Here is a 22,862-nt window from a genome sequence, read left to right as displayed (position 1 = left end):
GGGTAAATTTGTACTATCAAAAATTTGCCCGAACTGATGCATGCATTTGCCATTATAAATTTTCATGAACTCAGCCCGACTACCCTATGCGACGTGGTGGTACATAAATTTCATACCCCCATTGAGCAGACGGCAGATCAAATCATGACCTATTTCAACCTGGAACTCCAGGACGATAGCAAGGTGTCAGGATCAGCAACTATACAGCAGCTCCTGTTCTCCCGGCTGCACGCCGAAATTTCCCAGGTTATCCGCAAAGAAGCCACCATCCTGTATCCTGTAATTCGTGAAAAATGTCTGCTCGAAGAAAAATGTAAATGCATACAACCAACCACCTACGAAAGTATCAGACAAGCATTCCAGAAAATCACCCTGCTGCTACACAAGCTCCGTCAGGTAAGTGCTAATTACCAAATTCAGCAAACATGGAGCAGCTCATATAAACTCTGTATCAGCGACCTCTATATGTTAGAGCAACTGGTGCAGCAATGGCTTTATATCGAACAAAATATTCTGTACCCGGCCGTCACTAAACCAGGTACTATCATCGTTCAGCAGGATGAATTAAATAACACCTCAAGCATCGACTAATGCCCAATATCAATACGCACACACATGTAGCCTGCTTCCATTGCGGGGAAGATTGTAACGATCATCCGATTGTTATGGCAGATAAATCCTTCTGCTGCCCAGGATGTAAGCTCGTATACGAACTGCTTAACCAGCACAATTTATGCGAATATTACGACCTGAATGCCAAGCCAGGTATCAATCAGCGTATTGCAGTAAGGCAAGATAAATTCGCCTTCCTCGATGATGAAAAGATCCAACAACATCTCATTCAATTCAGTGATGAGGACCAAGTACATATTACTCTTTACCTCCCGCAAATCCACTGTAGCTCTTGCCTGTGGCTGCTGGAAAACCTTCATAAACTGGAAAATGGCGTACAACGTGTAACCGTCAACTTTACCAGGAAAGAAGCGAAAATTATTTATAATAATAGGGAGACATCGCTACGCCGTATTGCCGAAGTGCTCACTGCTATTGGTTATGAGCCTTATATCAGCCTGAATGATATGAAGGCGAAGAAACCTCGCGTACAACGCAGACTGATTTACCAATTGGGGGTGGCCGGGTTCTGCTTCGGTAATATTATGTTGTTGAGTTTCCCGGAATATTTTACGGGAGATAACTACTCCGAAGCATCCATGAACCGGACGTTCCAATACATGAACCTGGTGCTAGCATTGCCTGTATTCTTCTTTAGTGCACAGGCTTTCTACAAATCTGCATGGAGTGGATTAAAACATGGTTTTCTCAATATTGACGTGCCTATAGTGCTGGCTATATTAGTCACTTTTATCCGTAGTCTGGCTGAAGTAGCCATGGGCCATTCCGGATATTTTGACTCTATGACCGGCATTGTTTTCTTTATGCTCATCGGAAGAGTCCTTCAGGATAAAACCTACCAGGGGCTTTCCTTTGACCGCGACTACACGTCCTATTTTCCCATAGCCGTCAGCGTTATAAAAGACGGCAAAGAAGTACCTACACCATTGCCGGATATCAAAACGAATGACACCCTGTTGATTCATCATCAGGAGCTGATTCCGGCAGACGGTATTATTTCCCGCGGTTCCGCTTTAATCGACTACAGCTTTGTAACTGGTGAAGCTGCGCCGGTAAAGAAATCCGTTGGAGAAATAGTATACGCTGGAGGCAGACAAGTAGGTGGGAATATTGAAATTCTCACCATCAAAGAGGTAGCGCAAAGCTACCTCACCAGCCTCTGGAACCGCGATGAACTCAAGGATTCCGACAATCGCAAAGCGAATGTTTCCTTTGTACACTTGCTATCCCAGTATTTCACCTGGGTAGTATTATTGATCGCAGTAGTAACCGCCGCTGTATGGGCTGTAAAAGATCCATCTCGTATATGGCCTTCCGTTACTGCCATCCTGATTATTGCATGCCCGTGTGCACTTTTGCTGGCGTCTTCCTTTACCAACGGTCATATTCTCCGCATTCTCTCTCGTCATAAATTATACCTGAGAAATGCGCAATCAATTGAGAATCTAGCCAATACATCACATATCGTATTCGATAAAACCGGTACCCTCACTGGCAAAGCAGGTACAGAAGTACGTTTCTTCGGTGATACGTTGACACCTACCCAGGAAATGAAAATCGGTAGTCTGGCCGCACAGTCCTTACATCCGCTGAGTACCGCTATCAGCAACTATTGTGGCGTTGCCAATAATTATGCTGTTCGTGATTTCAGAGAATTCACGGGGAAAGGTATCTGTGGTTGGGTAGACGACTTGTTCATCCGCATGGGAAGTGCCGAATTCGTAGGAATTCAGCAGAAAACAGAACAGGATGGAAGCATCGTGTTTGTATCCTTCAATGAAAAACCAGCAGGATTATTCACCATCCGAAATGGTTATCGCCCGGGCATTCGGGGCATGTTGGAGCATGTACGCAATCACTATGATTTATCTGTGCTTTCCGGAGATAACACTCGAGAAGCCAGTAGTTTACGTATACTCATGGGCGCCAGTGCCACCCTGCGATTTGAGCAAAAACCAGCAGATAAACTGGATTATATTATCAACCTGCAACAAAAAGGAGAGAAAGTATTAATGATTGGCGACGGTTTGAATGATGCCGGCGCACTGAAGCAGAGCGATACCGGTATCTCCGTTGCAGAAAGTACCAACAACTTCACACCTGCCAGCGATGGTATTATTGAAGCGGAACAGTTGAAACTGTTGCCAGACTTTATTCGCCTGTGCAAATCTAACCGACATATCGTTATTATCAGCTTCATCATGTCGCTGGTATATAATATTACCGGTTTGTATTTCGCGGTGCAGGGCCTATTATCCCCTTTAATTGCGGCGATACTGATGCCAGCAAGTTCTATCAGCATTATTTTACTCACTTATAGCATGAGTGAACTGAGCGGTCGGAAACTCGCTGCGAGTGCGGCCGCCGCAATCCCTGACAAAAATCATGTTTGAGACTGCGTAAAGTCATAGTACCCCGAAGAGACTGATCTTACCTTTGTATACGACACGAAACAAATACATAGTAACAACCTCAAAGCACTAGTATTAATGCCCGTATTGAAATGGGCCCCGCAAACTAAACGTTTGCGGGGCAACGGGTATCCCTTGCTGCTTTGAAGCTACAGAAAACTAACAATACCATTGCTATGGGCGTCATCATACTCTTGCTAGGAGCTAGTCTTACAGTTGCACTCGGATTCTTAGCCGCTTTTATCTGGTCGGTAAAACATGGGCAGTTTGAAGATGATTTTTCCCCTGCACACCGCATGTTATTCGAAGATAAAGTAGATAACAGTAAAGACTAAACGTAATTCCGCACTTCAATCCATCAATACTTATGTCACTAGAAAAATTCTACTACGACAACCGAACGGTCAAATGGTTTGCTTACGCCTGTGTTTTCTGGGGGTTAATTGGCATGCTGGCTGGTCTGTATGCCGCTACAGAACTGGTTCTTCCTTATCTTAACGGGGGATTTGCGCCCATTACTTTCGGTCGTCTCCGACCTGTACATACCAACGCGGTGATTTTCGCCTTTGTTGGTAACGGTATTTTTATGGGAGTTTATTATTCCCTGCAACGGCTCTGTAAAGCGAGAATGTTCAGCGATTTGCTGAGTAAAATTCATTTCTGGGGATGGCAAGCCATCATCGCAGGAGGAGCACTCACATTGTTCCTAGGCTATACTACCGGTAAGGAATACGCCGAACTGGAATGGCCATTTGACATCGCGATTACCCTCGTTTGGGTAGTATTCGGTGCCAATATGCTGGGAACAATTCTTAAAAGGAGAGAAGCGCATCTCTACGTAGCAATCTGGTTCTATATCGGTACCTGGGTAGCCATTGCGATGCTGCATATCATTAACTCCTTTGAGTTTCCACTGTCTCTCTTCAAAAGCTACTCTTGGTATGCTGGCGTACAAGACGCCCTGGTACAGTGGTGGTATGGTCACAATGCGGTAGCATTCTTCCTGACCACTCCATATCTCGGATTGATGTACTACTTCGTTCCTAAAGCAGCGAACAGACCTGTATATTCTTACCGTTGGTCTATCATTCACTTCTGGTCACTGATCTTTATATATATCTGGGCAGGTCCTCACCACCTGCTGTATACTGCATTGCCTGAATGGGCACAGTCTCTCGGTACTGTATTCTCCATTATGCTGATTGCTCCATCATGGGGTGGTATGCTGAATGGTTTGCTGACCCTGCGTGGCGCATGGGATAGAGTTAGGGAAGACGCCATTCTGAAATTCTTCGTGGTGGCCCTCACTTGCTACGGTATGGCTACATTCGAAGGACCAATGCTCTCCTTGAAAAACGTGAACGCTATCAGTCACTATACCGACTGGACCATTGCACACGTACACGTAGGTGCCCTCGGCTGGAACGGATTCCTCACATTTGGTATCCTCTACTGGCTGATTCCAAGATTATTCTCTACCGAACTGTATAGCCGCAAATGGGCGAATTTTCACTTCTGGATCGGTACCCTCGGTATTATCTTCTATGTGATTCCATTGTACTGGGCTGCATTTACCCAGAGCATGATGTGGAAACAATTTACAGAAGAAGGTACACTGAAATATCAATTCCTGGAAACAGTGACTGCCATCGTTCCAATGTACGCACTGCGTGCAGTAGGCGGACTCCTTTACGTGAGCGGTCTGATATTGGCGATGGTCAACCTTTATAAAACTATCCGCAAAGGTAAATTTGTTGCCAATGAAGCAGCAGAAGCTGCACCACTGCCTAAAGTGATCACCACTCACGGCAAAAGCCACTGGCATAACTGGATTGAGCAGAGACCTATTCAGCTCGTTGTATTCAGTTTGATCGTGGTAGGTGTAGGCGGTATGCTGGAAATGGTACCAACCTTCCTTGTGAAAAGTAATATTCCAACTATCACTAGTGTAAAACCCTACACTCCATTAGAATTACATGGTCGAGATATCTATCTGAGAGAAGGCTGCTATACCTGCCACTCTCAGATGATCCGCCCATTCCGCGACGAAGTAGCTCGTTATGGCGAATACTCTAAAGCAGGTGAGTTTGTATATGACCATCCATTCCAATGGGGTTCCAAACGTACCGGTCCGGATTTGGCAAAAATCGGTGGTAAATATCCAGACTCCTGGCACTTTAACCACATGTTCGATCCAAGTTCCATGTCGCCTGGTTCTATCATGCCTTCTTATCCTTGGTTGTTTGAAGACAGGATAGACAAAGCTAAAACACCAGCGATGATCAGTGTAATGCGTAAGCTCGGTGTTCCTTATCCAGACGGATATGAAGTAAAAGCCAACGCAGACCTCGAAGAACAAGCCGATAAAATCGTTGCTAATCTGAAAAAAGATAAGCTGCCTATCGGAAAAGACAGAGAAATCGTGGCACTGATTGCATATCTGCAACGCATGGGAAAAGATATCAAATCCGCCCCTAAACCAGTGGTAACAACAGAAAAAACTGACTTTTAAAAACATCTGATCATGAAATTCATCAACTATCTGCAGTCAATCGCCGGGATTAGTATTTATCCGCTTGCATCCCTGTTGATATTCTCTATATTCTTTGTAGTGGCTGCCTGGCTGGCATTCAGTACTGATAAGCGGATGATAGATCATGTAAGTCGTATACCACTGGACCAAGAAGAAAAATAACATCTATGAACATCAGATCACTCATCATATTCGGAGCAGGTACGCTAATCAGCGTACCTGCCATGGCCGACGGAAAGCCACAACCGTCAGAACTTTCAGACCCTGTTGCCCTAGTATTGGTAACTGTATGCGTTGGTTTGCTGATCGCCATCGCTGTACTAGGCAATGCTGTTATGGGGGCAATGGAAATCTACAGGGAAAGAATGAAAAAGGATGCCGGAAAGGCTGTCATCACAACAGGAATTATTTTACTGTCTATGCTGAGCGCCGGCAAAGCATCCGCAGCAGATGCCCTGGTGGATACAGCCACCAACGGCCTTCTATCAAAAACATCTCTCTGGGTACTGGTATCCGTTATCTTCCTGGAAATCCTGGTGATCATCAGCTTGCTGATTACCCTGAAAATCCTGGTAGGCATCAAACGTAAACGCAAAGCAGCAAAAGCGACTGTTCCAGGAAAACCACGTATTAACTGGCTCGAAAAACTCAATAATACCAAAACCGTGGATGCTGCCTCTGAAGAAGAGGAAGATATGGGTCACGACTACGATGGTATCCGTGAGCTGAACAATCCTACTCCTCCATGGTGGAAATGGGGCTTCTATTTCAGTATAACCTTTGCCGTAGTATACCTCTGGAGAGGTTATGTATCCGGCACTGCTCCTACACAAGTACAGGAACTGGCCATGGCAGAGGAAAAAGCCGCTGCCGCCAAAGCTGAATACATGAAGAATGCGGCCAATAACGTGAATGAGACAAACGTGAAGGAACTGACCGCCCCAGATGAAATCGCAGGCGGACAGAAACTGTTTATCAGCAACTGCGCCCCTTGCCACGGTCCACAAGGACAAGGTGTCGTAGGGCCGAACCTGACAGATGATTACTGGCTGCACGGTGGAAAAATCGGCGATGTGTTTAAAACCATCAAATACGGCGTGCCTGATAAAGGGATGAAAGCATGGCAAGAAGATTTTTCACCAAGACAAATAGCACTCCTGGCAAGTTTCATCAAATCCATACATAATAGTAATCCTCCTAATCCAAAAGCACCTCAAGGCGAAAAAGAATAGCAGATGGAAGACAGTACGACATTTAGAGATCATATAGCCACAGTTGATAAACAAGGAAAACGCAAGTGGATATTCGCTAAACAGCCCAAAGGCCGTTTCTATAATATCCGCACTATTCTCAGCATTTTCTATTTCATTGCATTTTTTAGCCTGCCGTTTATTTCCATAAATGGCAGGCCCTTGTTTATGTTGAATGTGCTAGAGGGTAAGTTTATTCTCTTTGGCGCCATTTTCTGGCCACAGGACTTCTTCATCTTCGGATTGGCCATGTTGGCATTCATTCTCTTCATTGTACTGTTTACAATGGCTTTCGGCCGCCTTTTCTGCGGATGGGCTTGCCCACAGACCATCTTCATGGAGATGTTGTTCCGCAGAATAGAATATTGGATTGAAGGAGATGCTGCGGCACAACAAATGCTTGCCAACGCTCCTTGGACCATGAATAAGATCCTCCGTAAAACAGCCAAACATGTCTTGTTTTATGGGTTGTCTTTCCTTATTGCGAATATATTCCTCGCCTATATCATCGGCGCGAAGGAACTGGAAAAAATAATAACGGAACCATTAACGGCACATATGGGCGGCTTTATCGCCATCCTGATTTTCTCTGGCGTGTTCTATGGCGTTTATGCCTTCATGCGGGAACAGGTATGTACCATTATTTGCCCTTATGGCCGTTTACAAGGCGTATTGCTGGATAAAAACTCTGTACTGGTAGCATATGACTACAACAGAGGGGAACCACGCGAAAAATACCGTAAAAGCGGAAACCATGCGGACGGAGATTGTATAGACTGTAATCAGTGTGTGAAGGTATGTCCCACGGGGATAGATATACGGAACGGTACTCAATTGGAATGTGTGAATTGTACCGCCTGTATCGATGCATGCGATTTTATGATGGAGAAAATCGGGCGTCCTCGTGGGCTTATCCGTTATGCTTCTGAAAATGGTATCGCCAACAAAGAAAAACTCAGGTTTACACCCAGACTGAAAATTTACACTACCCTGCTGGTAATTATTCTCGGCGTCATCACGTTCATGTTGTCTAGCCGAAAACCAGTTACAGGCACCGTGATTAGAACAGCAGGTATGCTCTACCAAGAAAGAGGAACAGACAGTATCTCCAACTTGTACCGCATCATCCTGATCAATAAAACCACTGGTAGTATTCCGCTGCAACTGAAACTGGAAAATAAACCTGGCGTCATCGAAATGATAGGCAAAACAGATATCACCGTGAAAGCAGAAGGGCAAGGAGAGGGGACATTCTTCATCGTGCTGCCAAGAGGGGCTGTTAATGGTAGAAAGTCTAAAGTCAGTATCGGATTATATCAGCAAAATGTAAAGATCGCTACTTTCAATACCACCTTCTCAGGTCCAATGGAGTAGCAGTTATCGTACACAATTTCAATTATTTATCATGAACTGGGGACATAAAATCATACTCGTATTCGTCATCTTCGCCGCCGGGATTCTTACCCTGGTGACCAAGAGTATAGGTACCAAAATAGACATGGTAACACCGGATTATTACAGCGACGAACTGAAATACCAACAAGTGATTGACGGCAGAAACAATGCAGAAGCATTGTCTGCCCCCGTGAAAGTTACCCAACCGGAAGAAGCAGTTAACATCGCTATGCCGCATGAATTGATCGGACAAAACTTTAGCGGTACCGTTAGCTTCTACAGACCTTCTGATTCCAAAAAAGATTTCGAAGTACCACTTCAACCAGATGGATCTGGTAATCAAACAGTTGGAAGAGAGAAATTCATTCGTGGCAATTACCGAGTGAAAATCCGTTGGGAAATGAATAACAAACCTTATTACCAAGAACAGGTATTACATATCAACTAACGACATGTTTACACTCACTGCTTTTTTAATCGGCTTTGCAGGCAGTTTTCACTGCGTGGGAATGTGTGGGCCTATTGCCCTCACCTTACCAGTCAGACACCTGGAAGGCGGTCGTAAAATGGCAGGAATACTGTTGTACAACGCCGGCAGAATTAGCACCTACGCATTACTAGGAGGATTGTTTGGATGGATGGGAAAACAGGTGGTAATGGCGGGCTTTCAACAACGGTTGTCTGTCACCATGGGATTACTCCTATTGGCCGCCGTATTGCTCAATTTTATTGCGGGCAGCAACAAGGTACGTGTAACCATGCCGGGAGTAATTACAGGTAAAATAAAGGCGGAATTGGGCCGCCTATTGGCAGCACAGCGTTTTCGTACACTGTATGCCATCGGAATCTTGAATGGTTTGTTGCCCTGCGGGTTGGTATATATGGGAATTGCCGGCGCTACATCTACGGGCACTGTAGAAAAAGGGATGCTATTCATGACAGCATTTGGCGCCGGCACGCTCCCTGCCATGACTGCTGCAGCATGGTTCGGACATCTGCTTAGTATTCCTGTCCGGAATAAAATTAGAAAAGCAGTTCCCTACATGATTGCAGTCATGGGTATTCTGTTGATCATGCGCGGGATGAATCTCGGCATACCTTATATCAGTCCAATCCTCAGCAGTACGCCAGACAGGACCTACATACACTGTCATAAACCATAACCACCATGAGTCTACTACAGAAATATAATGTGGCAGCACCACGATATACCAGTTATCCTACCGTTCCTTACTGGGACGAAACTACTTTTCACCTCGATCAATGGAAGGCTCTGCTAAAAAAATCTTTTGACGAGTCCAATGAAAAGGAAGGTATGAGTTTATATATCCATTTGCCTTTCTGTGAGAAGCTTTGCACTTACTGCGGCTGTAACAAACATATCACCATCAATCATCAGGTAGAAGAGCCTTATATCGCTACGCTGCTGAAAGAATGGAAACTGTATACCGATGTCTTTGGTGGCAAACCGCGTATCCGGGAATTACATCTGGGTGGTGGTACTCCTACCTTTTTCAGTGCCACCAACCTGGGGCAGTTGCTGAAAGGAATTTTCGACACTGCGGAGCTAATGCCAGATGCTGCACTCAGCTTTGAAGGCCATCCAAACAATACTACCAGGGAGCACCTGGAGCTGTTATATCAATTTGGCTTCAGAAGAGTGAGCTTAGGTATACAAGACTTCGATCCGAAAGTACAAGAGATCATCAATCGTATACAACCCTTTGAAACAGTGGAAACTGTAATGAAGCATGCCCGTGAAACAGGTTTTACTTCTATCAATTTTGATTTGATTTATGGCTTGCCACTGCAAACCATAGAGAGTGTAACGGATACCATTGAAAAAGTAATGCAACTGCGTCCGGATAGGATTTCTTTCTATAGTTATGCACATGTTCCTTGGGTGAAAGGTGTAGGTCAACGCAAGTATGATGAAGCGGACCTTCCTAAGGATGCGGAGAAAAGAAGATTGTATGAGAAAGGAAGGGAATTATTCACAGCAGCGGGGTATACGGAGATTGGTATGGACCATTTTGCCCTACCGGGAGACGAATTGTACACCGCATGGAACGCTGGCATATTGCACCGTAACTTCATGGGTTATACTGTGTTGCACACAACCCTCTTGGTGGGATTAGGTGCATCTTCAATCGGCGATAACTGGTATGCATATGCACAAAATGAAAAGAGTACTACTGCTTACCAGGAAAAAGTAAACAAAGGAGAGTTTCCAGTTACAAGAGGGCATATTCTCACCAACGAAGACCTCCTCATCAGAAAACATATCCACGACCTAATGTGCAACTTTGAAACAAGCTGGCGCAAGGCGGATACACAGTGTGATGCAGTGATTGAAGGAATAGACAGACTACAGGAACTCGAACATGACGGACTCGTTTCCGTAATACCAGATAAAGTAGCTGTAACACCTGCCGGCAGAACGTTTATAAGAAATATCTGTATGGCTTTTGATGCGAGATTATGGCGAAAATTACCCGCCACCCAATTATTTAGCAGCGCTATTTAATCCTGACTATAAATGCTGCCGGATAAGCCCGATTTTTTAATCCAATTTTAAAAAATCGGGCTTCCCGGCTTTTGTGATGTCCGAAAGCTCAATCACCTTTCTGGATGAAATCAGGAGGCAAAGTGTAACCACTTTTATATGCAGTGAAAAATGTGATCTGATGAAACGTAGTGCTGTAGCGGATTTCAGAGGCAATAAAAAAAGTCTGACCGTGTATACAATCAGACTTTCTTATTATGTGAATGGGTTAGTAAGTACAGGGAAACAAAATTCCCTACACAATATTAAAAAGAATTTCATGACAAAAGAAAAATTTTACAAAAAATTTTATTCACACTACTAAAATAATTGTGGATAACAACAGAATGCATCTTTGAAAACATCATCAACTTCCTCTCAGAAAATCATCTTTACACATACTGATTTACTACCTTTGTTCCACTTTATTATAATTCCATAACTCAGATCATATGAAGTTCGAAGCACCTGTTGCCGTAACGGAAATCGCATCACTGATAGGCGCAGAGCTGGTTGGCAACACCCAGTTGATGGCCACCGGCATCAACGAAATACATAAGGTTACTCCTGGAGATATCTCCTTTGTAGACTTTGAAAAATACTATGCTGCCAGTCTGAATTCCGCAGCAACCATTATCATCATCAACAAGAAAGTTGAATGCCCGGATGGGAAGGCTTTACTTGTACTGAACGATCCTTTCAGTGCCTATGTAAAACTCGTAAAACATTTCCGCCCTTTTGAACCTGCCACTAAAGCAATCAGTGATACCGCTGTGATAGGTGAAGGCACTGTTATTCAGCCTAACGTATTCATTGGCAATCATGTGCGTATTGGTCGCAACTGTCTTATCCATCCAAATGTAACCATCTACGACCACTCTGTTATCGGTGATAATGTTATCATCCATGCAGGTACTATCATCGGTGCGGATGCTTTTTACTTCAAGAAAAGAGCAGATAGAGAAGTGATGTACGATAAACTGGAAAGCTGTGGAAGGGTTATCATCGAAGATGATGTGGAAATAGGAGCCGGTTGCACCATCGACAAAGGCGTGAGTGGCGATACCATCATCGGTCGTGGTACTAAATTCGATAACATGATCCATATCGGTCATGGTACCGTTGTGGGTAAGAACTGTCTCTTTGCTGCACAGGTAGGTATCGGTGGTAAAGCACTGATCGAAGACAATGTAATCCTCTGGGGTCAAGTAGGCGTTTCTAAAGATCTAGTGATCGGTAAGAACGCAATAGTACTTGCACAAAGTGGCGTTCCAAGCTCCCTGGAAGGTGGCAAAGTATACTTCGGTACTCCTGCTGAAGATGCCCGCTATAAAAAGAAAGAACTGGCATGGATCAAACGTATCCCTGAAATCTGGGAAAAGATTAAACATCTCTCCTGATCTCAGCCATAAAATATATTACATTCGGGGCTGGCAAAAGATAATCCAACAGATATTACGATTGTGTTGCATTACCTTTAGGTCAGCCCCCTTTGTTTTTAAAAGTGTTTTATGAGATATCTCCTCGCTGCCTGGCTGCTGTTAATAAGCGCTGTAGCCAGTGCCCAACGCACTCCCCACGACGATCTGTACGACTCTGTTAACCTGTGGCATATCACCATAGACGACGGCTGGTTTACCGCCAAAACCATCACTTACGGTCCCTATAACACCTCCTCCCGCAAAAATGGGGTAGATGAACGCATCACCGGAAATATCACCGCCCCTAAAAATGCATTCAACTTCACCATCTCCGGAAAAGGTACCCGTATAGCGGTACAAGCAATGGAGATCTCTCATATCGCCTTCCTCAACCGCGATTTACCGGACTATTTGGACCGAGAATCTGATAAGGCGATATTCTGGTACGCCCTGTTCTCAGACACCAAAAATGCCCCCTTAAAACGTTGGGAATTGATATTGAAACCGTCTGCGTACATGGACTTAAATGACAATAAACCTGCTGGTATATTGCGCACGGAAGGGGAGAGTATCCGTGTCTCCGCAAATAATTACTTCGGGAAGGTAAATTCCTACGAAAATATCTGTTACGTATTCAGAAAAGGGAAGAAGGATATAGCGGCTGTTATCCCCGGCAAAATGCCAAGAATATGGGTCAGAAACGACCTGGATGAATATACTTCCAATGTAATTGCAGCCGCTATCGGCACTCTACTGCTGCGATGAGTGGTCTCTCAGGTAATCCTGACAGGTTTCCGCAATGGTCGTCTCCAAGGAACGGAAATGGAATTCCGGCAGGAATTGCTGAATTTTACTGTTGTCATAATAGACCTTCAACTGTGCCGTATGTGCTGTTTCTTTGGTGATAAGGGGAGACTTGCCTCCAAACATCTGCTTTAGTCTCTCTACTCGCCATACCAACCCCGTCATAAACGGAGTCGCTTCTTTTACAGGCGGTTTACGATGTAAAGCATTAGCCATGGAAGTAAACAGGTCCTTGTAGCTCCAGTTATCGGCAGAAAGGATAAAACGTTGGCCAGACACCGGTGCATCCATCAGCATGATCATCGCTTTGGCTACATCTCTGACATCTACAAACCCATTAACGCCTCTGGTATAGTAAGGGAATTCTTTATAAACATTCTTGAAAATTGCGCTGGAACCATCTTCCCAGAAACCGCTACCAAGAATAATGGAAGGGTTTACAATAGCAGCCGGTAGCCCTTCTGCTATACCTCTCCATACTTCCAGCTCACCATCAAACTTACTCACTGCATATTGGGAATTATGCTTGCTAGGCACCCATTCACTCTCTTCGCTGATATGTTCACCGTCTTTGGCTCTTCCAAGGGCAGCTACGGAACTGACATGCACGAGTTTTTCCACACCTGCATCCAGTGCAATATTCACTACATTGGCAGTGCCTTCTACATTCACTTTTCTCAGGCTATTATTGCCAGGTGCAAAAGATACCATACCCGCACAATGATACACCTGCTTAATGCCTTCCATCACTTCTTCCAGGCCAACTACATCCAAGATATCACCTTGTACCCATTCAATTTTGTGGCGGATATCCTCCAGTTGCGCAGCCGGTTCCTTGCGGTAAATTGCACGCACAGGTTTGCCTGCCTCCACCAATGAACGAATAAGATGACTACCTAAAAGACCAGTTCCGCCGGTTACTAAAATCATGAGAAGAAATTCTTTTATACAATATAGGAGGCCCAAAAATAGGCAGTTTGTAGGATATTACTCGTAGCGATAGAAACCGAGTCCTGTTTTCCGGCCAAGTTTCCCTTCTTTTACTCGTTGTTCTTGCAGTCGGTTAGGCTTAAAACGCGGCGCATGTTGAAAAGCATCATAGAGCGACTGTGATACCGCTAGATTAATATCATTCCCGATAAGATCCATCAATGCGAAAGGCCCCATTCTGAAACCTGCTGCTTCCAGCAAATTATCAATGGCACTGAAATCTGCCAATCCATCTTCTGCAATTGTCATGGCTTCCAGGTAATAATGTCTGGCCACACGATTCACAATAAAACCAGGAGAATCTTTAACGTTTACCGGGGTTTTACCCATTTGTTTGGCAAGCGCAAATATAGTGTTGGCCGCTATTTCAGACGTCTGCGAGCCGGATACTACTTCAACCAGTTTCATCGCATGGGCAGGATTGAAAAAGTGCATCCCTACTACCCTGGATGGATTTACTGCCACTGAAGCAGCAATTGTTGATACAGAAAGGGAAGAGGTGTTCGTCGCGAAGATGGTATCGGTGTGATTGAATTCGGCCAGTTGGTTGAACAAGGAAGATTTAGCTTCCGGTTTCTCCACGATGGCTTCAATGATGACATCTGCGATACAGTCTTCGATATTATTTGTATATCGAAGATTTTTCAACGTTTTTTCTTTGTCTTCCGCGCTCAGTCTTCCCTTATCAACAGCCAGGGCCAGGCTCTTTTCAATTTGAGCTTTGGCCCTGTCCAACATCGCTGGAGCGATGTCAAATAAGATAGTAGCAAATCCGCTGTTAGCGGCTACCTGTGCAATTCCGGCGCCCATGGTACCGGCGCCGCATACTGCGATGGTTTGAATCATATGGGAATTGCTTTATACTGTCCCCTGAAACTGTTCCAGGAAACGGGTATCGTTTTCTGAGAACAAACGGAGGTCTTTAATCTGGTATTTGAGCATGGTGATACGTTCAATCCCCATACCGAAGGCAAAGCCTGTATATTTTTCCGGATCAATACCGCAATTGGCGAGCACTTTAGGGTGCACCATTCCGCAACCGAGGATTTCTACCCAGCCAGTATGTTTACAAACATTACAGCCGGTACCACCACAGATAAAGCAGGAAATATCCATTTCTGCGCTTGGCTCTGTGAATGGGAAGTAAGATGGACGGAAGCGAATGGCGGTATTCTCACCAAACATTTCTTTCACAAAGTGATAGAGTGTTTGTTTCAGGTCTGCGAAAGACACGTTTTCGTCGATATAGAGACCTTCCACCTGGTGGAAGAAGCAGTGTGCACGGGCTGAAATGGTTTCATTTCTGTACACACGGCCTGGGCTGATAATACGAATAGGCAATTTTCCTTCTTCCATCACACGTACTTGTGCGGAGGAAGTCTGCGTTCTCAGGAGCCAGTCTGGATTCTTACTGATGAAGAAAGTATCCTGCATATCACGGGCAGGATGGTTTTCCGGCAAGTTCAGCGCGGTGAAGTTATGCCAATCGTCTTCGATTTCCGGACCTTCCGCAATGGTAAAGCCCAGTCTTTCGAAGATCTGGATGATTTTATTTCTTACTAGGCTAATAGGATGACGGGTACCCAACCTGTGAGGGGCAGCCGGCAAAGTATAGTCGATATCCTCGGTATCGGCACCAACAGCATCTTTCAGCTCGCTGAATTGCTCATACCTGGATTCTGCCAGTTGTTTAAACTCGTTTAATATCTGTCCAAATTCTTTCTTACGGTCGTTGGGCACCTGCTTCATTTCCCCAAAAAGGGCTTTGACGATACCTTTGGTACCCAGAAATTTGATGCGGTATTGCTCCAGATCCGCGGCGTTGGCTGGCGTAAAGGCCAATATTTCTTCCTTGTGGGCCGCTATTTGCTGTACTAACTGTTCCATAAACAACAAAGATAAGTGTTTAGCGCATCTTCCGCAAAGTGATAAAACAGGCTAAAAGTCGTATATTTTCAATCGTAATTCGCTGTATGTCTGTCGAGCTTTACACCCTGCTACTAGTACTACTTTCAGCCGGAATGGCTGTATTTATCGTTCTTTTCCTCCGCAGCCGCCGGGAACTGAAGATCGCTTTGTCCCGTGCTGAGGCCTTCGAGCGCAGGAATACTTTCCTCTCCACCGAAGTTTCTTTGCTCCGGCAACAGTTGGCACAAATGAAACTGGTGTCCCTAAAATCGCAGATAAACCCACATTTTGTGTTCAATTGCCTCAATGGCATCCACAGTGCCGTGGTAACGGGAGAAAATACCCGCGCCAAGGAATATATTTCAGGATTTGCCCGATTGCTGCGGATGGTGCTCATGCATTCCAGCCGCAGTCTCATCAGCCTGAAAGAAGAAATGGAAATCCTCGAATATTATCTCAAACTAGAACGACTCCGCACCAGCGAGGCATTCGACTATAACTTCTCCATCGATCCTGCTATTGACCCAGACAACACCCTGCTGCCGGGCATGCTGGTACAGCCTTTCCTGGAAAACGCCATATGGCACGGTCTCATGGCAAAAGATGGAGATAAACACCTGCAAGTGCGCTGGAGTATCCCACAAGATAATATGCTCCGCTGCGAAGTGGAAGATAATGGTATAGGCAGAAACCTGGCTGCATTGCGCTGTAATGTGGACCTGAAAGCAGGCGCCCATCAGTCCAAAGGAATGGAAATATGTATGGAAAGGATTGAACTTTATCGCAGCTCTTTCAACTCCAAATGCAATCTTGAAATCGAAGACCTAACAGATGAAAACAATGCTCCTGGCGGCACCCGGGTTTGTATTGATTTCGAAGTAAACCCGGAAATGACCGCTATCATGAGTGCCTAAACAGGCTAGAATATCAGCTTATAACCCACCCCTCTGATATTAACAATCTGAATGCGACTATCATCTTTCAGATATCTCCTCAGTTTGGTAATAAACACGTCCATACTGCGTGCATTGAAGAAGTTATCATCTCCCCAAAGGTCCAGCAGTACAGTCTTTCTCTCCATCACTTCATTCCGGTTATCATACAAGCGTTTTAAAATTTCCGCTTCACGATGGGAGAGGAATTCGGTGTTGCTATTGCGGGTGAGCGTCTGCTTTGCATAATTGAACATATACTGTCCGATTGTTACAGCGCCTTCTTCCAAATTGCGGGGCGGCTGATCATCAAAACGCTTGAGCAGCGCCTTGATACGAACAATCAACTCATCCATGCTGAAAGGTTTCTTCAGATAATCATTTCCTCCCAATTCAAATCCTTTCACTACATCTGCTGTCTGCGATTTTGCAGTAAGGAAGATGATAGGAGTATATTTATCCAGTTTCCTGATCTCTGTAGTCACCGTAAAGCCGTCCATATTGGGCATCATAATATCTAGGACTACCACATCTGGACGTTCCTGCTGAAACAACTGCAGGCCTTCTTTTCCATCGGAAGCATATAACATGTGGAAACCTCTCATTTCAAGACTGTCTTTTACAATCTCACCGAGTTGCGATTCATCTTCTATCAGTAATACTTTTGCCATAATCTAGGTTGAATCAAAATTGCGCTAAAATTATTTTATTGCAGATTTAGTTGCCGGAATGGTAATCACAAACTCACTGCCTTTGTCGGGTTCGCTATGTACAGCAATTGTGCCACCATGTAACTCCACAATTTTTCGGACATAACTAAGGCCAAGACCAAAGCCTTTTACTTTGTGTAAATTTCCTGTTGGCACCCTAAAAAATTTGTCGAAAATACTTTCTTGATAAGAGCGGGGAATGCCGATTCCATTGTCTTTCACGCGAATCTTCAACATCCCTTTTTCTTCCCATACCTGGATATGAACATAAGGCTTTTCTCCGGAATATTTAATGGCATTATCCACTAGGTTGTTGATGGCATTTGCAATATGTGTTTTATCCAAGTAAACAGTTTCCCTTTTTAGATTGTTGTCATATCGTAACTGTAACGAATTGGATTTAAGCTGATGATTGGATAATATGTTATCTATAATTTCATTTAGATCGGTTTCTTCTCGAAATAATTCGATCTCTTCTTTTTCTTCCGTAGCGATGTGCAATACTTTTTCCACGAGATCAGATAATCGTTGCAGTTCTTGTTTTGATGTATTGAGATAACGAGCGGTCTTTTCCGGATCGTTCAACGCGTTGAAATGTTGTAAGGCTTCAACAGCCGCAGACACAGTAGCAATAGGTGTTTTCAGCTCATGTGTCATGTTGTTGATGAAGTCATTTTTAACTTCAGATAATCTCTTTTGTTTTAAAATTGTGCGAAGCATATAAACGAAAGAAAGCACTGTAAGTATCATTAGCACTAAAGAAGCAATCAATGTCCAGAGCATCTTCTGGATAACAAACTGAAGTGGCGATTCAAAAGTTGCTTGCACAAACAAGTTACTACCTTCTTTAACAGGAACCTTCCTGGTTCTATTAGGCATTCTACGACGGATGCTGTCTTTGAAACTCCCTCTTTCAAGACCGCTGAAGTTCATGTGAAAGGTATCGAGTTTATACCTAGTTGTAATCTGTCTGCTGTTAAGCTCTGATTTAAATGCAGAGTCCACCCTTGCCAGAACGGCACTATCACTATCTCTGTTATGATTGGTGATAATGATTTCTGAAATCTGGCGGGCCATGGTATCTCCGTTTAGGCGTGACGGTGAGGAGATGATATCTCCTTCCTGTCTGGCCATCGGTTTGACTTTTACAATTCGGGCAGGAGGAGCTCCAGGCGGGCGATTATCCTTTGGAGTGCCCAGCTCTTCCATCATCATCACATAACCTTTTATAGGTTTTTTTAAAGAATCTTGGTCCTTTACATAGTACCTTATGTATCGGCGAGCGTCTGAATATCTTTGAAAGAATGTAGCACTGCGCAACGCATCACTTATTTCGCGACTGAACTGGTCTTCGTTAAATCGATAGGAATTGTATAACCAGTATCCCTGGAATAGAAAAATTCCAAGTATACAAATTATCATGAGGGTAAGAGTAATTCTAATACGCTGACGCATGAGTAGATTTTGAACTTTGACAAAACTATCCAATCCGCCGGGAAAGCGACCAAAACCTTAACAATAATTAACAGTAAATAATGGTATTTAACGCTCAATAATGGTTCGAATGAAGATTTTTGCATATAAAAACAACCATTTATGAATCTACTATCCCGACTGGTACTGGCAGCAGCATTCCTGCCATTTTCATCCGCCCTGTTTGCGCAGCAATCGGGTATAATCGATTATGAGGTGACCCAGCGTGTTGATCGTGAAAGGATGGCCCGATTCCAAGGCGGCAATGGAAATAATGACAATAGCGCTGATATTCCAGATGTAATTACCCTACAGCAACATTTCACTTTTAATAATGGCATGGGCAAATTGACTACAGATCGTCCTGATTTTGGCGGAAACGGCAACTTCGGGGGCGGTTTTGGCGGTAGAAGGAATGGCCAACGCGGCGACTCCACCGGCCAACGACGCCCTGGAGGCCCCGGCCAAGGCGGCGGTTTCAGAGGCGGGATGGGCAATCAATTGGTGGATTTGCAACATAAGAAATATCAAAATGTGTTTTCAACATCCGGAGACGACCGAAAAACGTATTTTACTGAGGAGGACTTCATAATCGCCTCCAACGTCCAGACTGGAGATAAAACCAAAAAAATTGCAGGATACACCTGTAAAAAAGCAACTGTAAAGCTGAAAGAGGATACTTACACCATCTGGTACACCACTGAACTACCTTTTGCTTATTCACCTATTAACGGATTACTGCCCGACAGTAACGCGGTAATCCTCGCTGCAGAAGGCAGTAATCGCTCGTTTACGGCACAAAAAGTAACACTGAAACCTGTAACAGACACTGACCTCACTCTCCCCGCAGATGCTCAGAAAGTAACACAGGAGCAACTCCGGGACCTGAGAAGAGTAGAAATGGAAAAATTACGTAAGCGGCAACAACAGAACTAGAAACAGAAGTATCTTACATTTTTCCGCTAATTCCTATTATGAAGAGAATTCTAATAATCTTACTGACACTGGGTTTGGGCGTTGTTAACGCCCAGGCTCAGTCGTCACTAGGAAAGATCAAAGGCCAACTAACCGACCATACAACCAAAGAAGCATTACCCGCTGCAACTGTTGTATTACTACACGCAAGAGATTCTTCTGTAGCCAGTACCGCTGTTTCTGATAATAAAGGAAACTTCGAAATCAACGGTATCGCAGATGGTTCCTACCGATTATTCCTCAGCTTTATGGGGTATAAATCGGTCTATAAACCAATTACGATATCTGCAGAAAATAAGCAGATCAGCCTCGGCAATCTCGCCATGGAACACAAAGGAGTGGATCTCAAAGGCGTAGAAATCCTCGAAGAAAAACCACCTGTGGTGGTGAAAAAAGACACCCTGGAATTCAATGCCGACGCCTTTAAAACAAGACCTAATTCCGTTGTTGAAGACCTCCTGAAAAAATTACCTGGCGTAGTGGTCGACAAAGATGGCGGCATCACTGCACAAGGCCAAACCGTTACCAAAGTATTGGTAGATGGTAAACCATTCTTCGGCACTGACCCTAAACTGGCTACCAAAAACCTTCCATCTGCTATCATCGACAAAGTTCAGGTGATCGATAAGAAATCCGATCAGGCTGAATTTACTCAAATCGACGACGGACAAACAGAGAAAGCCATCAACATCGTTATCAAAAAAGATAAAAAGAAAGGCGTGTTTGGCCGCGCTATGGCGGGCTATGGAACAGACGATCGTTACGGCGTGAACTTTAATATCAACCGCTTCCGTGATAATCAACAAATGTCTATTATCGGCGGTGGTAATAATGTGAATAACCTCGGATTTACGGCGCAAAACCAAATGAGCTTCAGTCGTGGAGGAGGACCAAGTATAATGCGGATGGGTAGCGGCGCCAGTACCTCTGTTGCTCCAGGTATTACCAAAAGCTGGAACGCAGGAGCCAACTTCAGTCAAAATTATTCGAGTAAACTGATGTTGAATGGCAGTTACTTCTTTAATGACAACACTGTCAGTGTATTACAGAATACAACTCAACAAAACATTCAACCAAACTACTCTAACTTCCAATATACCAATGCAGCATCGAACACTGAAAATGCTAATAACCGGTTCAATGTGCGCATGGAATATACTATAGACTCTTTCAATGCTATTACTTTCACGCCTTCTTTGTCCGTCACCAATGCCAACACGAATTCTTACAATATTTATTCCACGCTTGGCAGCAACAACAAGGATACCATCAACAAAGGTGCTACCTACAACGACGGGCAAGGCAATACTTCTTCTTTCGGCGGAGGCCTGTTGTACAATAGGCGCTTCAAAAAGAAAGGTCGTACCATCAGTCTGAACCTGACTTATAACGATAACACCTCTAATCAGACCGGTACCGTCATTTCTACCACCACCTTCTTTAATAATGCTATCAGGAAGGATTCATCCTATAACCAGATGAATACAAACAATAGCGACAGCCGAAACTTCGGCGCTGCGCTTACCTATACAGAACCTATTTTCAAAGACAGGTACCTAGTGTTTAATTATGGTTTTACAAAGTTTACCAGCAATGCAAAACGCTTTACATATGACTTCGATCCGGCCAAGTCGGAATATAATCACCGGAACGATTCATTGAGTAATATTTTTGATAACCACACAATCAATCAGCAAACAGGACTCGCTATTCGTACGGTGAAACTGAAGTACGATTATGCTGTAGGGGTCAATTTCATGTTCAATAACCTGGATAATAATATTTATTCTTTCAGAACAGGAAAAGACAGCACCATTACACAACATACCATGAACTTCGCGCCTAATGCGACTTTCAACTATATGTTTTCTAAAACCAGAAGGTTGAAATTTAGTTATACCGGTATGACCACACAGCCTACGGTACAACAATTGCAACCAGTTCCGGACAACAGCAATGCATTGTTCGTACAACTGGGTAATCCCAACCTGAAGCCGTCCTATAACAATAGCATCAATGTACGCTATAACACCTCTAACTACCAGACTTTCCGTAGTATGTTCCTGATGTTGAATTCCAACTTCGGTAGCAATAAAATTATCAATGCAAACATCTATGATTCCACTACCGGTAAAACGATTAGTATGCCAGTAAACGTGAATGGATATTACAGCATCAGTGGTATGATGCACAATTCCATTCCATTATCCAAAACGCCAGGCCAGAACATGAATTTTGGAACCAGCATTGCATATAACCGGGATGTCTCGCTGAATAATATGCAGAAAAACTTCAGCAATACAATTAATCTGGCAGAAAATGCCAATCTAAACTATATGTTGAAGGATTGGCTGGATCTCTCTGCAGGCGGAAGTATTTCGTATAACATTGTCCGTTATACACTGACTACATCTTCCAATGCCAATTATTTAAATTACTCCTTGAATGCAGATGTCAATGTAACGCTGCCTAAAGGATTTATGATTGGGTCAGACGTGAATTACATCGCCAGCAGTGGGCTCTCTGCGGGTAATAATATCGCTTCCACCTTGTGGAATGCCAACATCGCTAAATACGTATTCCCCAAGAAACAAGGACTGATTAAATTGTATGGCTTTGATCTGTTAAGACAATACGCTTCCGTTGCCAGAACCGTTACTGATAACTATATCAAAGACACGAGGTCCAATGTACTGCAACAATACTTCATGGTCAGCTTTACTTATTTCTTGAACCGCTTCCCTAGCTCCAATAATCGCGGCGACAGACAAGGAATGGATCGCGGCATGCGCATGTACAGAGGCGGCGGTGGTGGTGGCGGGTTCAGGCCAGGTGGATTCTAATAGACTTCATTATTGCTACAATAATAAAGGCAGCAAGGA

General features: G+C 44.1%; 20 protein-coding genes. 15 read left to right on the top strand and 5 right to left on the bottom strand.

Features of this window, described 5'->3' with window-relative positions; genetic code table 11:
• Positions 1 to 36: 36 nt before the first annotated feature.
• The 12 genes from JO154_RS19145 (at position 37) to JO154_RS19090 (ending at position 12,953) form a co-directional block, all read left to right on the top strand.
• Positions 37 to 591 carry a hypothetical protein gene (locus tag JO154_RS19145; protein WP_291948490.1) on the top strand — a complete coding sequence of 185 codons (555 nt, stop codon included), beginning with the start codon at positions 37 to 39 and terminating at the stop codon, positions 589 to 591.
• Entirely contained in the window at positions 591 to 3,026 is a 2,436-nt protein-coding gene (locus tag JO154_RS19140; RefSeq protein ID WP_291948488.1) for a heavy metal translocating P-type ATPase metal-binding domain-containing protein, read from the top strand. Before JO154_RS19145 ends, JO154_RS19140 begins: the two co-directional genes overlap by 1 nt.
• A 161-nt stretch (positions 3,027 to 3,187) precedes the next feature.
• The gene (gene ccoS / locus JO154_RS19135; RefSeq protein WP_291948486.1) at positions 3,188 to 3,379 is read left to right on the top strand and encodes a cbb3-type cytochrome oxidase assembly protein CcoS; all 192 of its coding nucleotides are present in this window, start codon (positions 3,188 to 3,190) and stop codon (positions 3,377 to 3,379) included.
• A gap of 32 nt (positions 3,380 to 3,411) precedes the next feature.
• Positions 3,412 to 5,556: a cytochrome-c oxidase, cbb3-type subunit I gene (gene ccoN / locus JO154_RS19130; protein WP_291948484.1), complete on the top strand. Its 2,145-nt coding sequence runs from the start codon at positions 3,412 to 3,414 to the stop codon at positions 5,554 to 5,556.
• Between the two features lie 12 nt (positions 5,557 to 5,568).
• On the top strand, positions 5,569 to 5,739 hold the full coding sequence (locus tag JO154_RS19125) for a CcoQ/FixQ family Cbb3-type cytochrome c oxidase assembly chaperone (RefSeq protein WP_291948482.1): 171 nt from the start codon (positions 5,569 to 5,571) through the stop codon (positions 5,737 to 5,739).
• A gap of 5 nt (positions 5,740 to 5,744) precedes the next feature.
• The gene (locus JO154_RS19120; RefSeq protein ID WP_291948480.1) at positions 5,745 to 6,809 is read left to right on the top strand and encodes a cbb3-type cytochrome c oxidase N-terminal domain-containing protein; all 1,065 of its coding nucleotides are present in this window, start codon (positions 5,745 to 5,747) and stop codon (positions 6,807 to 6,809) included.
• A 3-nt stretch (positions 6,810 to 6,812) separates the two neighbouring features.
• On the top strand, positions 6,813 to 8,201 hold the full coding sequence (gene ccoG / locus JO154_RS19115) for a cytochrome c oxidase accessory protein CcoG (RefSeq protein ID WP_291948478.1): 1,389 nt from the start codon (positions 6,813 to 6,815) through the stop codon (positions 8,199 to 8,201).
• A 31-nt stretch (positions 8,202 to 8,232) separates the two neighbouring features.
• Entirely contained in the window at positions 8,233 to 8,670 is a 438-nt protein-coding gene (locus JO154_RS19110) for a FixH family protein (RefSeq protein ID WP_291948476.1), read from the top strand.
• Positions 8,671 to 8,674: 4 nt separating this feature from the next.
• Entirely contained in the window at positions 8,675 to 9,385 is a 711-nt protein-coding gene (locus tag JO154_RS19105; RefSeq protein WP_291948474.1) for a sulfite exporter TauE/SafE family protein, read from the top strand.
• Between the two features lie 5 nt (positions 9,386 to 9,390).
• Complete coding sequence (hemN, locus tag JO154_RS19100) at positions 9,391 to 10,749, top strand: oxygen-independent coproporphyrinogen III oxidase (protein WP_291948472.1); 1,359 nt, start codon at positions 9,391 to 9,393, stop codon at positions 10,747 to 10,749.
• A 470-nt stretch (positions 10,750 to 11,219) separates the two neighbouring features.
• Positions 11,220 to 12,167: a UDP-3-O-(3-hydroxymyristoyl)glucosamine N-acyltransferase gene (locus JO154_RS19095; protein ID WP_291948471.1), complete on the top strand. Its 948-nt coding sequence runs from the start codon at positions 11,220 to 11,222 to the stop codon at positions 12,165 to 12,167.
• 111 nt (positions 12,168 to 12,278) lie between these two features.
• Positions 12,279 to 12,953, top strand: coding sequence for a hypothetical protein (locus tag JO154_RS19090; protein ID WP_291948469.1), 675 nt, complete (start codon positions 12,279 to 12,281; stop codon positions 12,951 to 12,953).
• Here JO154_RS19090 and JO154_RS19085 read toward each other — a convergent pair.
• Genes JO154_RS19085 through pheS form a run of 3 tightly spaced genes read right to left on the bottom strand, consistent with a single transcriptional unit; the run spans position 12,939 to position 15,869 of the window.
• Positions 12,939 to 13,922, bottom strand: a complete 984-nt coding sequence (locus tag JO154_RS19085; RefSeq protein WP_291948468.1) for an NAD-dependent epimerase/dehydratase family protein — start codon at positions 13,920 to 13,922, stop codon at positions 12,939 to 12,941. The two genes, JO154_RS19090 and JO154_RS19085, sit on opposite strands and share 15 nt — an antisense overlap.
• Before the next feature lie 57 nt (positions 13,923 to 13,979).
• On the bottom strand, positions 13,980 to 14,828 hold the full coding sequence (locus JO154_RS19080) for a 3-hydroxyacyl-CoA dehydrogenase NAD-binding domain-containing protein (protein ID WP_291948466.1): 849 nt from the start codon (positions 14,826 to 14,828) through the stop codon (positions 13,980 to 13,982).
• A gap of 12 nt (positions 14,829 to 14,840) precedes the next feature.
• On the bottom strand, positions 14,841 to 15,869 hold the full coding sequence (gene pheS / locus JO154_RS19075) for a phenylalanine--tRNA ligase subunit alpha (RefSeq protein WP_291948464.1): 1,029 nt from the start codon (positions 15,867 to 15,869) through the stop codon (positions 14,841 to 14,843).
• Between the two features lie 86 nt (positions 15,870 to 15,955).
• Between pheS and JO154_RS19070 the strand changes: the two genes are divergently transcribed.
• On the top strand, positions 15,956 to 16,804 hold the full coding sequence (locus tag JO154_RS19070) for a histidine kinase (RefSeq protein WP_291948463.1): 849 nt from the start codon (positions 15,956 to 15,958) through the stop codon (positions 16,802 to 16,804).
• Positions 16,805 to 16,809: 5 nt separating this feature from the next.
• Here JO154_RS19070 and JO154_RS19065 read toward each other — a convergent pair whose 3' ends face one another.
• A complete protein-coding gene (locus JO154_RS19065; RefSeq protein WP_291948461.1) occupies positions 16,810 to 17,493 on the bottom strand; it encodes a response regulator transcription factor in 684 nt (227 codons plus the stop codon).
• 30 nt (positions 17,494 to 17,523) lie between these two features.
• Complete coding sequence (locus tag JO154_RS19060; protein ID WP_291948459.1) at positions 17,524 to 18,987, bottom strand: ATP-binding protein; 1,464 nt, start codon at positions 18,985 to 18,987, stop codon at positions 17,524 to 17,526.
• A 141-nt stretch (positions 18,988 to 19,128) separates the two neighbouring features.
• On the opposite strand from JO154_RS19060, the gene JO154_RS19055 reads away from it, so the two are divergent.
• Both JO154_RS19055 and JO154_RS19050 read left to right on the top strand, forming a co-directional pair.
• Entirely contained in the window at positions 19,129 to 19,941 is an 813-nt protein-coding gene (locus tag JO154_RS19055; RefSeq protein ID WP_291948457.1) for a GLPGLI family protein, read from the top strand.
• A 38-nt stretch (positions 19,942 to 19,979) separates the two neighbouring features.
• A complete protein-coding gene (locus JO154_RS19050; RefSeq protein ID WP_291948455.1) occupies positions 19,980 to 22,823 on the top strand; it encodes an outer membrane beta-barrel protein in 2,844 nt (947 codons plus the stop codon).
• Positions 22,824 to 22,862: the final 39 nt, after the last annotated feature.

Source organism: Chitinophaga sp. (assembly GCF_019236475.1).
Taxonomy (GTDB): Bacteria; Bacteroidota; Bacteroidia; order Chitinophagales; family Chitinophagaceae; genus Chitinophaga.
The sequence above is the reverse complement of the archived record's forward strand: the minus strand, read 5'-3'. Positions and strand labels throughout refer to the sequence as shown.

Excerpts from the sequence above, each read along its gene's own strand:
- JO154_RS19060 (WP_291948459.1), bottom strand. The coding sequence starts at position 18,987 with ATGCGTCAGCGTATTAGAATTACTCTTACCCTCATGATAATTTGTATA.
- JO154_RS19070 (WP_291948463.1), top strand. The coding sequence starts at position 15,956 with ATGTCTGTCGAGCTTTACACCCTGCTACTAGTACTACTTTCAGCCGGA.
- JO154_RS19080 (WP_291948466.1), bottom strand. The coding sequence starts at position 14,828 with ATGATTCAAACCATCGCAGTATGCGGCGCCGGTACCATGGGCGCCGGA.
- JO154_RS19095 (WP_291948471.1), top strand. The coding sequence starts at position 11,220 with ATGAAGTTCGAAGCACCTGTTGCCGTAACGGAAATCGCATCACTGATA.
- JO154_RS19140 (WP_291948488.1), top strand. The coding sequence starts at position 591 with ATGCCCAATATCAATACGCACACACATGTAGCCTGCTTCCATTGCGGG.
- JO154_RS19055 (WP_291948457.1), top strand. The coding sequence starts at position 19,129 with ATGAATCTACTATCCCGACTGGTACTGGCAGCAGCATTCCTGCCATTT.
- JO154_RS19050 (WP_291948455.1), top strand. The coding sequence starts at position 19,980 with ATGAAGAGAATTCTAATAATCTTACTGACACTGGGTTTGGGCGTTGTT.
- JO154_RS19105 (WP_291948474.1), top strand. The coding sequence starts at position 8,675 with ATGTTTACACTCACTGCTTTTTTAATCGGCTTTGCAGGCAGTTTTCAC.
- JO154_RS19065 (WP_291948461.1), bottom strand. The coding sequence starts at position 17,493 with ATGGCAAAAGTATTACTGATAGAAGATGAATCGCAACTCGGTGAGATT.
- ccoN (WP_291948484.1), top strand. The coding sequence starts at position 3,412 with ATGTCACTAGAAAAATTCTACTACGACAACCGAACGGTCAAATGGTTT.
- JO154_RS19120 (WP_291948480.1), top strand. The coding sequence starts at position 5,745 with ATGAACATCAGATCACTCATCATATTCGGAGCAGGTACGCTAATCAGC.
- JO154_RS19145 (WP_291948490.1), top strand. The coding sequence starts at position 37 with ATGCATGCATTTGCCATTATAAATTTTCATGAACTCAGCCCGACTACC.
- pheS (WP_291948464.1), bottom strand. The coding sequence starts at position 15,869 with ATGGAACAGTTAGTACAGCAAATAGCGGCCCACAAGGAAGAAATATTG.
- hemN (WP_291948472.1), top strand. The coding sequence starts at position 9,391 with ATGAGTCTACTACAGAAATATAATGTGGCAGCACCACGATATACCAGT.
- JO154_RS19110 (WP_291948476.1), top strand. The coding sequence starts at position 8,233 with ATGAACTGGGGACATAAAATCATACTCGTATTCGTCATCTTCGCCGCC.
- JO154_RS19090 (WP_291948469.1), top strand. The coding sequence starts at position 12,279 with ATGAGATATCTCCTCGCTGCCTGGCTGCTGTTAATAAGCGCTGTAGCC.
- ccoG (WP_291948478.1), top strand. The coding sequence starts at position 6,813 with ATGGAAGACAGTACGACATTTAGAGATCATATAGCCACAGTTGATAAA.
- JO154_RS19085 (WP_291948468.1), bottom strand. The coding sequence starts at position 13,922 with ATGATTTTAGTAACCGGCGGAACTGGTCTTTTAGGTAGTCATCTTATT.
- JO154_RS19125 (WP_291948482.1), top strand. The coding sequence starts at position 5,569 with ATGAAATTCATCAACTATCTGCAGTCAATCGCCGGGATTAGTATTTAT.